General features: G+C 39.0%; 11 protein-coding genes. 8 read left to right on the plus strand and 3 right to left on the minus strand.

The annotated features are described in order from the left end of the window. Window positions 1-7 precede the first annotated feature (7 nt). On the minus strand, window positions 8-439 hold the full coding sequence (locus tag G592_RS0113200; protein ID WP_028248232.1) for a CYTH domain-containing protein: 432 nt from the start codon (window positions 437-439) through the stop codon (window positions 8-10). A 172-nt stretch (window positions 440-611) separates the two neighbouring features. Here G592_RS0113200 and efp point away from each other — a divergent pair, with 172 nt between their 5' ends. The 3 genes from efp to G592_RS0113215 all read left to right on the plus strand — a co-directional run bounded on the left by efp (window position 612) and on the right by G592_RS0113215 (window position 2,645). Further along, window positions 612-1,169 carry an elongation factor P gene (gene efp / locus G592_RS0113205; protein ID WP_028248233.1) on the plus strand — a complete coding sequence of 186 codons (558 nt, stop codon included), beginning with the start codon at window positions 612-614 and terminating at the stop codon, window positions 1,167-1,169. Between the two features lie 30 nt (window positions 1,170-1,199). Beyond that, a complete protein-coding gene (locus tag G592_RS0113210; RefSeq protein WP_028248234.1) occupies window positions 1,200-1,403 on the plus strand; it encodes a hypothetical protein in 204 nt (67 codons plus the stop codon). A gap of 93 nt (window positions 1,404-1,496) precedes the next feature. Further along, entirely contained in the window at window positions 1,497-2,645 is a 1,149-nt protein-coding gene (locus G592_RS0113215) for an FprA family A-type flavoprotein (protein ID WP_028248235.1), read from the plus strand. A gap of 11 nt (window positions 2,646-2,656) precedes the next feature. Here G592_RS0113215 and G592_RS0113220 read toward each other — a convergent pair whose 3' ends face one another. Next, on the minus strand, window positions 2,657-3,490 hold the full coding sequence (locus tag G592_RS0113220; RefSeq protein ID WP_051194929.1) for an AraC family transcriptional regulator: 834 nt from the start codon (window positions 3,488-3,490) through the stop codon (window positions 2,657-2,659). Between the two features lie 153 nt (window positions 3,491-3,643). Here G592_RS0113220 and G592_RS0113225 point away from each other — a divergent pair, with 153 nt between their 5' ends. The 5 genes from G592_RS0113225 (at window position 3,644) to G592_RS17195 (ending at window position 15,437) form a co-directional block, all read left to right on the plus strand. Continuing rightward, the gene (locus tag G592_RS0113225) at window positions 3,644-5,848 is read left to right on the plus strand and encodes an alpha-galactosidase (RefSeq protein WP_028248237.1); all 2,205 of its coding nucleotides are present in this window, start codon (window positions 3,644-3,646) and stop codon (window positions 5,846-5,848) included. Between the two features lie 194 nt (window positions 5,849-6,042). Beyond that, entirely contained in the window at window positions 6,043-7,368 is a 1,326-nt protein-coding gene (locus G592_RS0113230; RefSeq protein ID WP_028248238.1) for an ABC transporter substrate-binding protein, read from the plus strand. A gap of 101 nt (window positions 7,369-7,469) precedes the next feature. Then, the gene (locus G592_RS0113235; RefSeq protein ID WP_028248239.1) at window positions 7,470-8,363 is read left to right on the plus strand and encodes a carbohydrate ABC transporter permease; all 894 of its coding nucleotides are present in this window, start codon (window positions 7,470-7,472) and stop codon (window positions 8,361-8,363) included. A 40-nt stretch (window positions 8,364-8,403) separates the two neighbouring features. Beyond that, on the plus strand, window positions 8,404-9,222 hold the full coding sequence (locus G592_RS0113240) for a carbohydrate ABC transporter permease (protein WP_028248240.1): 819 nt from the start codon (window positions 8,404-8,406) through the stop codon (window positions 9,220-9,222). 149 nt (window positions 9,223-9,371) lie between these two features. Then, a complete protein-coding gene (locus G592_RS17195; protein WP_051194930.1) occupies window positions 9,372-15,437 on the plus strand; it encodes an efflux RND transporter permease subunit in 6,066 nt (2,021 codons plus the stop codon). Here G592_RS17195 and G592_RS17200 read toward each other — a convergent pair whose 3' ends face one another. Next, a complete protein-coding gene (locus G592_RS17200) occupies window positions 15,438-16,754 on the minus strand; it encodes an HD-GYP domain-containing protein (RefSeq protein WP_051194931.1) in 1,317 nt (438 codons plus the stop codon). Window positions 16,755-16,823: the final 69 nt, after the last annotated feature.

A 16,823-nucleotide genomic window follows, 5' to 3' on the forward strand; every position in this document is an offset into this window, starting at 1 on the left:
TGAGGTGTCAGATCATATTAGAATTATGATATTCTCTATTATCTGTCACATCTTCCCCAAACCAATCAGGGGCAACGAAATTCTGGGCTTCTTCAATGGATGGAAATTCTACTTCCGCCATGATGAGGCCCTTTTTATGTCCTTCAAAAACATCCAGCTCTATAGTATATGGATCAAATGGAATGAGATAGCGACGTTTAGTAATAGCGTGGCCATCAATCTTTTCTCTAAGGTGCTCATAGGCTTCCTTTGTAAGCTCAGCCTCGATTTCTTCACGAGCCATAAGTCCACTACCCTTATAGGTAAGAATATATTTGTCATTCTTTTTTCTTATGCGGACAACAGGATGAGTGCAGAGGTAGCCCTGCTCGATATCAACATAATTATATTTAGATAAATCTGGTAATTCTTTTATTAAGAATTTGCGTTCAATTTCCATAGTTTTTTCGCTCCTTTTACACATAGTAACATAGGTGTGAAATATATAAATGTCTTGAAATTCTTGCGCTTCTGAGGTAAAATACTGTATACGAGTGTGGCCTAGGGCCAATTGAATTAGTATTAAATGTGCGAAAGGATGTTGTTTCGCACCTGTTAAGGAGGATTTTATAATGATTACAGCCGGTGATTTTAGAAACGGTATGACTATCGAGATGGATAACAAGGTTTACCAGGTTATCGAGTTCCAGCACGTAAAGCCAGGTAAGGGCGCAGCTTTCGTTCGTACAAAGCTTAAGGATATCAAGGGTGGCGGTGTTACAGAGACATCTTTCCGTCCTACAGAGAAGTTCCCAGCTGCACGTATCGATCGTAAGGATATGCAGTACCTTTATAATGATGGTGAGCTTTACAACTTCATGGATGTTGAGACATATGATCAGGTTGCTCTTACAGCAGATCAGATCGGTGATGCTCTTAAGTTCGTTAAGGAAAACGAGATCGTTAAGATGCTTTCACACAATGGTTCAATCTTCTCAGTTGAGCCACCTATGTTCGTAGAGCTTCAGATTACAGATACAGAGCCAGGTTTCAAGGGCGACACAGCTACAGGTGCTACAAAGCCAGCTACTGTTGAGACAGGCGCACTTGTTTACGTTCCACTTTTCGTTGAGAACGGCGAGACAATCAAGATCGACACAAGAACAGGTGAGTATCTTTCACGTGTTTAATATTGAGACAGTTATTTAGTTAGGATTATTATGGATTACAGAGAATTTCCGCTTTCACAGCTTTTACAAAACAGAAAAATATTTGCTGTATTTGATGAAGAATTCCAAAAAGGTACATGGCTTGATGCCACAGCACTTCTTGGAAGTGACAGCACTATAAATCAGTTATATCGTGACGGTACAGTGCCTCGCGAGACACTTGATACAATTGTTGAGAGACTCTCTGGAAAATAAATAATTGAATCTTTTAAGAACCTTGGTTTTCCAAGGTTCTTTTTTATACACGAATTTGCTATTATATAGATAAGTTCAGAAGGAGGGTTAATCATGCATATTTCAGATTCTATTAAGTACATAGGATGTAATGACAAGACAATTGATTTGTTCGAGGGTCAATATCCAGTTCCAAACGGAGTATCTTATAATTCATATTTGATATTAGACGAAAAAGTAGCTGTTATGGATACAGCAGATCCAAGAGTCACAGATGAGTGGCTTGGAAATCTTGAGAGAGAGCTTGCAGGTCGCAAGCCAGATTATCTTGTAGTATCACATATGGAGCCAGATCACGCTGGTTCTATTAAGGTATTCCTTGAGAAGTATCCTGAGACAACAGTAGTAGGAAATGCAAAGACATTTACTATGATGGGACAGTTTATGGATGCAGCTCTCTTTGAGAATAGAAAGCATGTAGTAGCTGAAGGTGACACACTTTCACTTGGTAGCCATGAGCTTACATTCGTTTTTGCACCTATGGTTCACTGGCCAGAGGTTATGGTTGAGTACGAGTCTAGCGAGAAGATTCTTTTCTCTGCTGACGGCTTTGGAAAGTTTGGCGCCCTTGACTGTGATGAGCCATGGGATGATGAGGCTCGTAGATATTATCTTAACATTGTTGGTAAGTATGGTGTTCAGGTACAGGCATTGTTGAAAAAGGCAGCAGGTCTTGATATTGCAAAGATTTGCCCACTTCACGGCCCTGTTCTTACAGAGAATCTTGGTCACTATATTGATCTTTATGACAAGTGGAGCAGCTATAAGCCAGAGGAAGAGGGCGTGCTTATCGTAAGCGCATCTATCCATGGAAATACAAAGAAAGCCGCTCTCAAACTTCAGGAGAAGCTTGAGGCAGCAGGTAAGAAGACTATGTTTATCGATGTGACTCGTGACAGCATGTCAGAGGCAGTTGCCAGAGCATTCTATTACGATAAGATGGTATGCTGTGGATGTACTTATGACGGTGGATTATTCCCGCCTATGCAGGACTTCTTACATCACCTTACAGCAAAGGCTTACCAGAATCGTAAGGTTGGCTTCGTAGAGAACGGAACATGGGCACCTCAGGCGGCACGTTGCATGAAGACCATCCTCGAGTCATCTAAGGGATTAGAATTCATCGAGCCAGTCGTATCAATCAAATCTACATTAAACGACGTATCAGAAGCTCAGATGGATGAGTTAGTAAAGAATTTATAAATAGCTTGTAGCTATACTTCTACACCATGTGATTTTCGGTATTCACTGGGTGCTACGCTCTTGAAGCGCTTAAAAGCCTTCGAGAACGTAAATGCATCCGAGTATCCTACACGTAATGCTATGCTACTGACACTTTCTGTACTTTCCAGAAGGAGCTCAGTAGCTTTTTTCATGCGATAAGAGCTGAGGTATTCCTGCGGAGTGTATCCGGTGGCATGCTTGAAAAGTCTTGATAAATAACTGCGATTAAGGCCGCAGGCCGCAGCAATTTCCTCCACACTGATAGGCTCCGAATATTTAAGTCGAATAAAATTGATTGCGCTTTTTACATATGCCAGGCGAGGATCCACATCATTAAAGATTCTGTTTTTAGAAAGAGAAATGATGGTGTCAAAGAACTCGTAAACCTTGGCATAGCAATAGCATTCCCTGTCGCTGTGGTCATAGATATCTCCGAGAATATCCAGGATAATACCAGAGTCAGATTTTGGAATATATATAGGATTCTCTTCTGAAATTCCAGCACTGTTAAACAGTTCCATGGTTCGTGGACCGTCCACATGAATCCAGGTATACTCCCATGGATCTTCTGCGTCGGCCTCATAGTAGGCTTTGCATTTGGCTGGAATAAGGAACCCCTGGCCACTTTCTATATCATATCTTTTATCATCTAAAATGAGATATCCCTTGCCAGAAATTACATAATGAAAAATGGTGCGGGTGCGCACAATTGGGCCATAGCTGTAGTTTGGAACACACTTGTAACGTCCCACTTCGAAAAGATAAAAATCGTTGGATTTTGTACAGTCAATGAATTTGACTTTGTCTACGCCGGTAACTTCCATTTTATTATTCTCCTAAATGCCGCTAGCCGCGGTGCATATCATATATGTCACATTATGACATTAATCTGGTCAACAAAAACATCCCCAAAAACGCCTATGAATACTATAATTCATTTTATCGTAAGGAAAAATTAGTTTCAATGGGAGGCACATATGGCTATCAAAATTTTTGAAAAAGAGAAGCAGTTTCATTTATACAATTCAAAGGTTAGCTATGTAATCGGTGAATGCCGTGATGGTGAAATCGGTCAGCTTTATTTTGGAAAAAGAATAAATGAAAATCAGATTATATATGGATATCAGACATTGGCAGGAAGACCACTTTGCTGTCCAGTAACAGATGATGAGAATTACACAAAGGAGCTTGCAAGCCTTGAATATCCAGCTTTTGGTAATGGTGATTTCAGAGGACCAGCATATGAAATCAGACAGGCAAATGGCTCTAGAGTAACCAATCTTGTTTATGATAGATATGAAATATATCAGGGCAAGAAACCAATTCCTGGTCTTCCAGCCAGCTACGTAAATACGGATTCAGAAGCGACAACCCTTGAGATTGTTTGCAAGGATGAATTGATAAATGTAGAGGTAACTCTCTATTACACAATCTATGAAAACTACAATATCATTACTCGTCATTCAAGTTTTAGAAATCTTGGCTCTGAGGAAGTAAAGCTTACAAAGGCATATAGTGTTTGCTTAGATTTGCCTGATTATGAGTATGACTGGATGCAGTTTGAGGGAGCGTGGGGAAGAGAGCGTTATCCACATGTTCGCTCAGTAGAAAAGGGCATTATTTCCATCGAAAGCATGCGTGGACATTCAAGTGCCAACTTCAACCCATTTGTAATTTTGAAGCGTAAAAATACAGATGAATTTCAGGGCGAAGCAATCGGTGTAAATCTTGTCTACAGCGGTAACTTTAGAGCGGCAGCAGAGGTGGATAACTTTGGTAAACTTCGCTTCACAATGGGTATAAATCCAAACTGGTTTGTATGGCCTCTTAATTCAGGGGAAGTGTTTGATACACCTGAGGTTATCATTTCATATACCAAGGAGGGTCTTAATGATTTAAGCCAGAACATTCATAAATTTATGAACAACAACCTAGTTCGTTCACCATACAAGAACAAGCCAAGACCAATTCTTCTCAACAACTGGGAAGCCACAGAGATGGAATTTGATGAGGAGAAGATTCTTAATATTGCTAAGAAGGGACAGGAAGCAGGCGTAGAGCTTTTTGTACTTGATGATGGATGGTTTGGCAAGCGTGATGATGATTATGCAGGACTTGGAGATTGGTTCGTAAATACGAATAAGCTTCCAGATGGAATTACAGGACTTGCTAAAAAAGTAAACGAGCTTGGTCTTGATTTTGGTCTTTGGATTGAGCCAGAAATGGTAAATCCAGATTCTGATTTATATCGTGCACATCCTGATTGGGTACTTGCTGCACCAGAACGCAGAAGAACTCTTGGTCGTCACCAGATGGTACTTGATTATTCAAAGCCAGAGGTTGTAGATAACATTTATCATCAGCTTTACGACGTTATTTCAAAGGCAAATATTAGCTATATCAAGTGGGATATGAACCGCTCAATTACAGAGTGCTTTAGCCAAGGAATAGAGCCTGAAAAGCAAGGCATGGTTTATCACAAATATATCCTTGGAGTATACTCACTTTACGAGAGACTCATTAAGGATTTCCCACATATCTTGTTTGAGTCATGCGCAAGCGGCGGTGGAAGATTTGATGCAGGACTATTATATTACGCTCCACAGGCATGGACATCAGATGATACAGATGGACATGAGCGTGTGAAGATTCAGTACGGTACAAGCTACGGTTATCCAATTGCATCTATGGGTGCTCACGTTTCTAAATCACCTAACAACCAGACTGGACGTATCATGCACGTAGATGACAGAGCAAATATTGCATGCTTCGGAACCTTTGGCTACGAGCTGGATCTTAACGATGTGGATGAGGAAGAATTCGAAGCAGTTAAGCGCCAAATTGTATTTATGAAGGAATACAGAGGACTTTTCCAGTACGGAACACTTTACAGATTGCAGTCTCCATTTGAGAAGAATATTGCAAGCTGGATGGTTGTTTCAGATGATAAGAAGAAGGCGGTCGTAGTTATGTACAAGACCCACAAGACTCCAAACATCGGAATGGAGACAATTAAACTTCAGGGTCTCGACGAAAACCTTATTTACAATATTAATAACAAGGAAAAATTATACGGAGATTTCCTTATGGAACGTGGACTTGGCACAATGGGTGCTGACGAACCATGGTATCATGCCGACAAGGATTTCACATCTCGTATGTTTATACTTGAAGCAGAGTAAGCTTAGAAAGCAGGTTTTGCATATTGCAAAATCTGCTTTCTTTATTTTGGAAATAGTATTGTCGAAATATGTCACATTTAGACATTTAATAGTGTGATTATTCCATGCTAATAAGGGGACAGATTAGCTAAGATGGGTATATGTTCGAAGGAACGAACAATGAAGAAAAAAGGAAAATATGGGAGGTATGTATTATGATGGCTAAAAGATTAGCTGCAATGGTTCTTAGCGCATTCATGGCAGTGTCTATGGTTGCGTGTGGTGGTGCTGGTGGTGATACATCCGGCGCAGGAGATTCTGCAGGTGGGGAAGCTACAGAGGCTCCAGAGGCAATGAAGGGCAGTGTTGAAGGCGAACTTACAGTTTCTATATGGGACGAAAATCAGAGACCTGGTCTTCAGAAAATCATTGACGAGTGGTCAGCTCAGTCTGGGGTAAAGGCTACTATTCAGGTAGTTGGCTGGGATGATTATTGGACACTTCTTGAGGCTGGTGCTTCAGGTGGAGAGCTTCCAGACGTATTCTGGATGCACTCAAATCAGGCACAGAAGTACATGGAAAATGACATGCTCATGGATTTAACAGATAAGATCGCAGCGAGCGACAAGATTGACATGGGCAATTACTATGAGGGTATTGTTGATCTTTATAAGTCAAATGGAAAGCAGTATGCAGTTCCAAAGGATATCGATACAATCGCTCTCTGGTATAACAAGACTATCTTTGATGAGATGGGCGTAGCTTATCCAGATGACACATGGACATGGGATGATTTTGCAGATGCAGCAGCTAAGCTCACAAATGATGATCACTGGGGATATGCAATTGCTCCATCAAACAATCAGGATTCATTCTACAACGCAGTATATTCTATGGGCGGAGAAATCATCAGTGAAGACAAGAAGTCTTCTGGTTATGATAAGCCAGAGACACAGAAGGCTATTCAGCTTTTCGTAGATATGGTTCAGGATGGTTCTTGCCCAGATCTTAATACAATTTCTGAGTCAGGTGCAGATGTACTCTTTGAGTCAGGTAAGGTTGCAATGGTTACACAGGGCTCTTGGATGGTAGCTGCCTTCAAGGACAACGAGTATACAGCAGAGAACTGTGATGTAGCTGTTCTTCCAAAGGATGCAAAGACAGGTAAGAGAGTTTCTATCTACAATGGTCTTGGATGGGCTGCTTCAGCTAACACAAAGAATCCAGATGCTGCATGGTCACTTATCGAGTGGTTCGGTTCTAAGGAGATGCAGGAAAAGCAGGCTGAGCTTGGTGTAACAATGTCAGCTTACGAGGGCTGCTCTGATCTTTGGGTAAACTGCACAGATAAGTTTGATCTTAATGGTCATATGAAGATGCTTGATGCTGACCTTGTATTTAGACCATATTCTAAGTACACAACAACATGGGAAGATATGCAGACAGAGAAGCTCAAGGAAGCTTGGACTGGCGATAAGGATGTTAAGACAGTTTGCCAGGAAATCTGCGATAGCATGAATCAGACTCTTAGTGAGGAGTAATTCTTTTTCTTCTTTTTCATAGGTATAAAAAATATTGGGGATGAGGGCGCAGTGCTTTTGGGCTGTGCCCTTTAACCGTTTTTAGTTAGGAGATTAGTGTTATGAATAAAAAGGGAAAAACAACTCATAGAGAACGAAGCGAGTTCATTTGGGGCTGGCTGTTTATTTTGCCAACAATGGTTGGTTTGATTGTTCTCAATATCATTCCAATCTTTCAAACGATTTATCAGAGCTTTTTTAAGACAGGTGATTTTGGAAGAGGAAATATTTTTGTAGGCTTTGCTAATTATCAAAAGGTTTTTGCAGATAAAGAGGTTTGGCAGGCACTTTTTAACACCTTAAAATACGCAGTTGTGGAGGTGCCACTTTCAATTATTATTGCGTTGGTTTTAGCAGTATTTTTAAATGGGAAAATAAAAGGTAAAAGTACCTTTAGAACTATATTCTTCCTTCCAATGGTTGCAGCACCAGCTGCTATAGCTATGGTTTGGAAATGGCTTTATAATTCAGAATTTGGTTTGTTGAATCATATTTTTCCAGGTAAAACAAACTGGATTTCAAATCCGAAAATCGCAATTTATTCGATTGCTGTAATCGGTATATGGTCGATTATTGGATACAATATGGTTTTGTTTTTGGCAGGTCTTCAGGAGGTGCCAAAGGATTATTATGAGGCAGCTGCAATTGATGGAGCTACCGGTGTGCAGCAGTTTTTTAGCATCACAATACCTTTGGTTTCACCAACTATTTTCTTTGTAATGGTTACACGAATCATTGCTGCTATGCAGGTATTTGATGTTATCTACATGGTTATTGATAACAACAACCCAGCTCTTTTCAAGACCCAGTCACTGGTTTGCTTATTCTATAAGTATTCATTCCAGCAGAGCAATAAGGGCTATGGAGCTACAGTTGTAGTTGTACTTTTGGTTGTAATTATGATTTTCACAGTCCTTCAGATGATAGGACAGAAGAAGTGGGTACACTATACGTAATAAGGAGGGAATCTTCTTACATAGAAGGGATAGGAAAGCTATGAACAAAAATAAAACCATAATATATATAGTACTAGTGATTATGTCCTTCGTTATGCTGGTTCCTTTTGCATGGATGGTTCTTACAGCATTCAAGACAGTTGGTGAGTCTACACAGATGGATCCATTTGTTATTTTCCCATCTCATTTTAGACTTAGCAACTTTAACGAAGTTCTTCATAATGTAAATTTTGGAAGATTGTATTTTAATACGGTTATGATGATTGTACTTCGCGTTCTTTGCGCGGTGCTTACATCTACAATTGCAGGCTATGCCTTTGCCAGACTAAATTTCAGGGGAAAGAATCTGATGTTTGGGCTGGTGCTTTTTCAGATGATGATACCATCACAGATTTTCATCATTCCACAGTATGTCATGGTAAGTAAGCTAGGTTGGACAAATTCCATGATGGGCTTGTTATTCCCAGGTCTGGTATCAGCATTTGGAACCTTCCTTTTGAGACAGGCATACATGGGCCTACCAAGAGAGCTTGAGGAGGCTGCGAGATTAGATGGCTGTAATATTGGACAGACATTCCTATTTATCATGGCTCCGCTTACTAAGTCTTCCATGGTAGCGCTGGGCATTTTCACCGCAGTGTTTGCCTACAAGGATTTGATGTGGCCAATGATTGTATGTCCAGATACCAATCAGACTACACTTGCCAGCGCACTTTCAAAGATGCAGGGGCAGTTCTCTTCTAATTATCCAGAGCTGATGGCAGCAGCACTTATTGCATGTCTTCCAATGATAGTAATCTACGTAATTTTCCAGAAGCAGTTTATCGAAGGAATTGCTACATCAGGTGGAAAACTTTAATCCTATTTTAAAGTATGTAGATTCAATGAAATAAGCCTAAAAATTCGGTTAAAACCCTAAAGAACCATATAGTAATGTCCTATAATTTAAGTAGTACTATAGTCTATTGTGCCCTCATAGCCACTGGCTGAGGGCTCAGGGCATGCTATATGGGTAAAGTGGGAAATGAAGCCGATAAGGCTGGAAACAACTTGATATTGAAGTTGTGCATGTTTATAGTTGATAAACATGTTCTTTTCTTGCTTATCTTTACAATCTTATGTATTTTTTCATTCTTCTCATCTAATTGGGTAAAGGTAGAGGATGATTTAGAGGTATATTTACCGGAAAACTCTGAGACTCGTCGCGGTTTGGACATCATGGAGCGAGAGTTCTCTACCTATGCAACAATGGATGTGATGATTGCAAACATATCTTATGATCAGGCTCTTCTGGTTAAACAGGATGTGGAAAATATAAAAGGTGTTTTCCAGGTGGAGTTTGATGATTCAGATAAACACTACAAGAATGGCTCTGCATTTTTGGGTATCGTATTTGATTACGGTACTAAAGATGATGAGAGTGCCGTTCTTCTTAAAAAACTTCAAAAATATTTTTCTAAATACGACAGCTATATCTCTACTAATATGAGTACCATCAATATTGAGCTGGCTACAGAAGAAATCAAGGTTATTGCTGTAATGGTATTTTTCCTGGTAATCGTGGTTCTTATCATTACCACCAAATCATATATAGATGTGCCAATTATGTTGGTGATGTTTGCCTGTGCGGCAATCATTCAACAGGGTACAAATTACATGTTCGGTACCATTTCCTTCGTATCAAATTCAATTACAATCGTACTTCAACTGGCTCTTTCTGTAGATTACACCGTAATTTATGTAACCAGGTATAATGAAGAACGAGAATATAGAGATGTCAGGGGCGCCTGTATAGTAGCTCTGTCAAAGGCAATTCCTGAGATATTAGGATGTTCTCTTACAACTATCGGCGGTATCATTTCCATGCTTTTCATGGAGTTCACAATAGTTGGCGATGTAGGTCGTGTTTTGATTAAGGCAATAGTCATAAGTATCATTTGTGTATTTACGTTACTGCCTAGTCTTGTTATGGTTTTCGCCGAAGCAATCGAAAGGACTGAGCATAAAAGTTTTATTCCAAATATAAGCTTCGTTGGAAGATTTGCGTATAAAACACGATATATTATCCCACCTATATTTTTATTGGTTATTGTAATCGCCATTAATCTTTCATCAAAGGTACCATATGTTTACGGATATTCCAAGGTATCAACCCCTAAAGAAAATTCTGTCTATATCGCAAAAGAGATGATAAGAGAAAACTTTGAGGAAGAGAATTCTTTAATATTGATTTTCCCAAAGGGCGACTATGATATTCAAAAAGCTTTGATAGATGAGCTTGTTTTAGACGACAGAGTAAACAATGTTATGGGTCTGGCAAACATTGAGATTATGAATGGCCATACTCTGACAGAGAAGCTCACACCTAGACAGTTCTCTGAGCTGGTAAATGTTGATTATGAAATGGCTGAGTTGATTTACACTGCTTACGCCGTGGATGATGAAGATTATACCAAGGCTGTTAATGGAATCGAAAATTACAAGGTTCCATTTATTGATATGTTCTCATTTGTTTATAGAGAAGTTGACGAAGGTTATGTTACTGTTGGCGAGGAACTTACTCAGCAGATAAGAGAATCCAATACCATGATAAGCTTCGCCAAGAATCAGCTTCAAGGTGAAGAATATGATCGAATTATAATCAATCTGAATCTTCCAGAGGAATCCGAGGAAACTTTTAAGTATATAGATGATCTTCATGAAGTGACTCAGGAATTTTTCCCAGTAGATGAATTCTTCGTGGCAGGTCAATCGGTGGTGGATTATGATTTGAAGAAGTGCTTTGCCAGAGATAACATTGTGACAAGTGCAATCTCTATCATTTCCGTTCTTATAATTCTGCTGTTTACATTTAAGTCAGTAGGAATGCCACTGCTTTTGATTGGTGTAATTCAGGGATGTATCTGGATTAATTTCTCAAGTGCAACTATCACTCACGATAATATTTTCTTCCTGTCATTCTTAATGGTTAGTGCTATTCAGATGGGTGCAAATATTGACTATGCCATTGTAATCGCCAGCAGATACATAAGGCTGAGAACCAACACAGGTAAGCGGGCATCTATTATAGAGACAATGAATGTTTCATTCCCAACAATCATTACCTCTGGAACTATGCTTGCAGCCTCAGGAGTATTGATTGGAAGAATGACATCTGAGCGTTCTATTTATGGCATAGGAAAATATCTTGGACAGGGAACAATTATATCTATCCTTGTTACCATGTTCGTGCTTCCTCAGATTTTGCTTGTGGGTGACAAGGTGATTGAAGTTACATCATTCTTTGCAAAGGGTAATATTGATGAGCTCAAAGAAAGCCTGACTCCACACAAGAAGACCAGCAAAACCAAGTTAATGAGTCTGATTTTAATCTCATTTTTGGCATTTAATATGATGGGCATGAGTGTATGTGCTTCCAATGTAACAGACCTTAAAACTGGTACCCACGAAAAGTCAGTTCAACACAGCTATGATGTTGATGCAGATATTCGTGATAAAAGACTGGAGATAGTTGATGGTGAAATAGAGGAGATTTATATATCTTCAAAAGATGATTTCACTGCCTTTGTAAAAAATTGTAGCCTTGATACATGGTCGGTAAACAAGAAGGTTATTCTTCAGAAGGACATTGACCTTGGCTATGATTTTATTTCGGTGCCTTCTTTTGGCGGATATTTCGATGGTGGCGGACATACAATCCAAATATATATCTCTAATGAAAGTATTTCAAATTGTGCACTGTTCTCAAACCTTCAGGACACCGGAGTCATCACAAGCCTAAGAGTTGCAGGTAGAGTATTGCCTGTAGGTGAGCAGGCAGTCGTGGCTGGAATAGTAGGAAATAACTACGGCGTTATTAATGATTGTATTTTTGATGGTGTCATTTCATCCAGTGATTATATTGGAGGCATTGCAGGTGTAAACCAGCTTAATGGTCAGATACTTGGCTGCTCATCAAGGGGATATGTAAAAGGCCAGCATTTTGTTGGTGGTATTGTTGGTGAGAACAGGGGTTACGTGGCTAATTGTAAAAATGATGCTTTGGTCAATACATCAAAAACTGATGAGCAGGTCAACATGATGAGTGCCATCAGTAACATGATGAACTTTGTAAAGCATTTCAACAGGAATCCTAGCGATGTTAGAAACCTTGACGCAGCTATCACAGATGTAGGTGGAATAGCCGGTCTGTCTCTTGGTGTTATTCAGGATTGTATTAATTCAGAAAACGTTGGATATGAACATTTAGGTTACAACGTTGGTGGTATAGCAGGAAGACAGTCAGGATATATTGTAGGTTGTATTAATAATTCCAAAATTTTAGGAAGAAAAGATGTAGGTGGAATCGTAGGTCAGGCCGAGCCATTTTTAACTGTAGATATGGATGGTTCCACAGCTGGAAGACTGGATACAGAAATAAATAAATTAAGCAACAGTATCAGCAAAGTGATTTCAGATGCCAAGAAGCAGTCAAATCTAATTAGCTATAGAATGAGTGTTATTCAGGGCCTTACATCATCTACCATAGATGACCTGTATTACGTTATGACGGGTACAGTTACTTATTCAAACAGTGTTGCCGGTGCTGCAAATGATGTTTTATCAAGAGCTGACTATATCATGGAAGGTGTGGCAGGTAGTGGAGGTGTTATTGACCATTCCGCAAATGCGACAACAGATGTGATAGATGCTGTAAACAGAATCAAAGCAGCAATTGAAGAATTCGATATTCTAAAATATCTGACTGATGAAGATATGACAAAATACGAAGATGCCAAGACACTTTTGGATAGCGATTCAACATGGTCAACATTACGAGGTGCAGCAGGAATTCTGTCCCTTTATGTTGATTACCTGCCAAGGATGACAGGAGATACAAGAGACCAGGCACTTACTGTTATTAATGTTATTCAAAAGGCAATGTCAGAGATAGAAGCCGTTGGAAACACAATAAGTGCTACAGCTGATAAGGCTGCTGACGGTAAGCTCAAGAAAATTATTCCATTCTCTGATTTGTATCAGGCCCACTCTGCGTCTTTGATAAATAATATTAACAGTCTCAATGATAATTTTGGCATTCTTAATCAGGAAGCAAATAATGCCACAGGAAATCTTGCAGATGATTTGCAGGCTGTTAATAAGCAGTTTAACACTGTCATGAAATTGTTCTCTGAGGCTATCAATGGTGTGACTAATATTGGAGATCATGAGATATACGAAGATGTTTCCATTAAAGAGGTTGATTCTACCACTGATGCCACTATAGAAAACTGTTCTAATTTTGCCCGCATTCAGGCCGATTTGGATGTAGGAGGAATAGTTGGAACTATGGCTATTGAGTACGATTTGGATAGAGAAAGTGATTCCACTGGATTGGCAGAGGGCAATCTGCTGTCCAAGTACGTTACCAAGTGCGTCCTTCGTAACAATACAAATTACAACAGTGTAATTGGAGAGAAAAATTACGAAGGTGGAATCTGCGGTATACAGGAAATGGGAACTATAAAGGGGTGCGCTAATTATGGTGACATCAAATCCATTTCCGGCGAATATGTTGGTGGTATTTGCGGCCAGTCTATTTCCTATATCTTATCTTCTAAAACAAGAGGTATTGTTGATGGAAGTAAATATGTGGGTGGAATAGCTGGAGAAGGCATGCACATTAGCGACAGCTATTCAGTGGTTAAGGTTAAAAATGCCAAGAGTTGCTACGGTTCTATAGCTGGCTATGTGGGAGATAAAGGCGTCGTAAGGGATAATTACTTTGTCAGTGATGATCTTGCGGGATTAGACAGAGTGAGCTATTCATTAAAAGCTGAGCCGATTTCAATAACAGATGAAAACCTGCCAGCCGATTTGACGGAATTTAATGTTTCATATATTTTAAGTGATCCTGAGTATCCTGATGGAGAAATTCTTTTAAAGAGCCAGCATAAAAAATATGGTGAAGGTGTTACTCTTGAAGAATATCCAAGCCTCCCAGCAAGGGCTGGTTATTATGTAGTCTGGGATACGGAAGGATTATTGGATATCAAAAATGATGAAATCATAACTGGCAGATATGTTAAGTACCGAACCACCATTGGAGAGGATACTTCAGGTGACAGCAAGAAGATGTTCCAAAGTGATATTCTGGTTGACGGTCTATTTAAGCAGGACGATGTTCTTAAAGTTGAGCGAGAATATCTGTATGATGTGGACTTATATGAAAACATGAATGCAAGAATTAATGGTGTTTCAGATTATGAGTCCATAAAACTTGTTATTCCTGATGATGGTCAGAAGAAACATACCATTAGATTTAAATCAACAATAGAGCTGGGTGATATTTCCTATGCTCCTGAGTTGTTTGTTATAGGTTCAGATGGAAGTGAGACATCTATAGTTCCTACTGGCAAAATGGGTAATTACAATACCTATGAAGTTGAAGGAAATGAGTTGAATATTAACGTACGATTTACAGGAAGAGAACGAGTTGCCTATAAGTATTTAGTCCTGTTGGCTATGGTAATATTTGCAGCGTCTCTAAGATATGTTATTAACGGAATTATTAAAGTTAGAAGACGTATGCATAAGACTATTGTTACTGGAAAAGATAAAGTGGCTACCCGCATTAGAAGTAAAGAGCAGATATTCTATAATGATGAGAGCGAATCTACAGAAGCGAAGCTTAAGAACTTCAGCATAGAGGGGCGTAGAAGTAATCTTCCTCGTGTATTGAAATACATTGACTCTAAATTGGATTATCGTAAATGCGAATTAAGAGATAAGATGATAATCGATTTGGCTGTTGAAGAAATCTACCTGAATATGGTACACCAGCTTCGCAGAAGCAGTGATAAAAACATAACTGTAAAATACGGATTCGATAAGATGTCCAGAAGTGTAACCCTTGTATTGGTAGATACAGGAGAACCTTTCAATGAGTTCGCTGATGAGACTCAGGAAGAACTTATTAATGAAGGCAGAAATATTAATTATCTTGGCGCTATCATGGTATTGATAGCTATGGATAGCTTCCAGTATGAATACAAGGGCGGTCAGAATATTTATAAGATTGTTAAATACATATAATTAATCTAAATAAGTATTTCTAATTAGACAAATCATATCAAAGCATTCAACAAATGCATCAACCACGCGAGGAGAGAATTGCTCTCCTCGCTGTTTTACTATTTCATCATATGCTTCTTCTGTAGACCAGGCTTTCTTATAAGAACGCTCGCTTGTGAGGGCATCAAAAACATCAGCCACAGATACAATCTGGGCATAGATAGAGATACCATTTCCACTTAATCCGAGAGGATAGCCTTGTCCGTTCCAGTACTCGTGATGTTGTACTGCAATTATACGGGCCATTTTTATAAGCTCACCATCTGATTTTGAAAGGATGTCCCAGCCATACTGAGTATGCTGCTTCACGATATCGTACTCTTCTGGTGTAAGCTTTGCAGGCTTTTCAATTATGTCATGGCTAATCATAAGCTTGCCTAAATCATGCATCATGGCAGCGATTTTTAAATTCTCTGTTTCTTCATATTCAAGCCCAAGCTTTGTTCCTAGAAGTTTGCTATATTCAGCAACTCGTCTAACATGCTGGCCTGTTTCGCCAGATTTTGCCTCTGACATTTCTGCAAGAGTGATTATTATATCTTCCTGAGAACGCTGAAGACGTTCAAAATATTCTATCTTTCCATCATGCTCTTTAGATTCAGAAATGGAAATACTAACATAGCCTGCTACAAATGCGCATGAGATAATTGCCATTGTATCAAGCCAAAATACATTTTGGATGTTTATGACGTTAGTTCCAAGCTCTGGGAAAATAAGATATGCAGAGTATAACAGGTCTAATGTATAGAAAAGACCAATCAAATACATGAATATTCTTTTCCATTTCAATGAAGAAGTGTCAAACAAATACTTCAGGTTCTTCTTCATCATTACGAACATTAAAAACTGGAATACGACATAGCAACCAATATAGTTGGCATAATTTGTAGCCACTACAAGACATAATCTTTCCAGACACACATATTCCATGTAAATGCTGGCACCTACATAATTTCTTAAACCAGTGAAATAACTAAAAAGATTTCCGCCGATAAAAACAAAAAGGCAGTCAAAAAGAATACTGTTAGCTATAAAGAAGAAATTGTAACTATCAGTAATAAGACCATTGTCGATTATTATGTTGTAAACGGAAACACCGATTATTTCCGCGATTATAGACATGAAGGCACTTGATACAAAAAAGCCAATAAGAAATCTTTCGATAAGAAAGCGCTTATCTTTTACGTATGTGACCACAAGTATTAAGTTGAAGATTGAAAACCAGGCAGCAAAAATAAGCTTTGGCCAGTTGTAATAGAAATAATCAAATATAGCCATCAAGAAACCTCTATAGTAAAAAAACACATACTACTGCATTATTAAAAAAGTCTAACATCAAAATATGTC

It is taken from the genome of Pseudobutyrivibrio ruminis CF1b (assembly GCF_000424005.1).
Classification (GTDB): domain Bacteria; phylum Bacillota; class Clostridia; order Lachnospirales; family Lachnospiraceae; genus Pseudobutyrivibrio; species Pseudobutyrivibrio ruminis_C.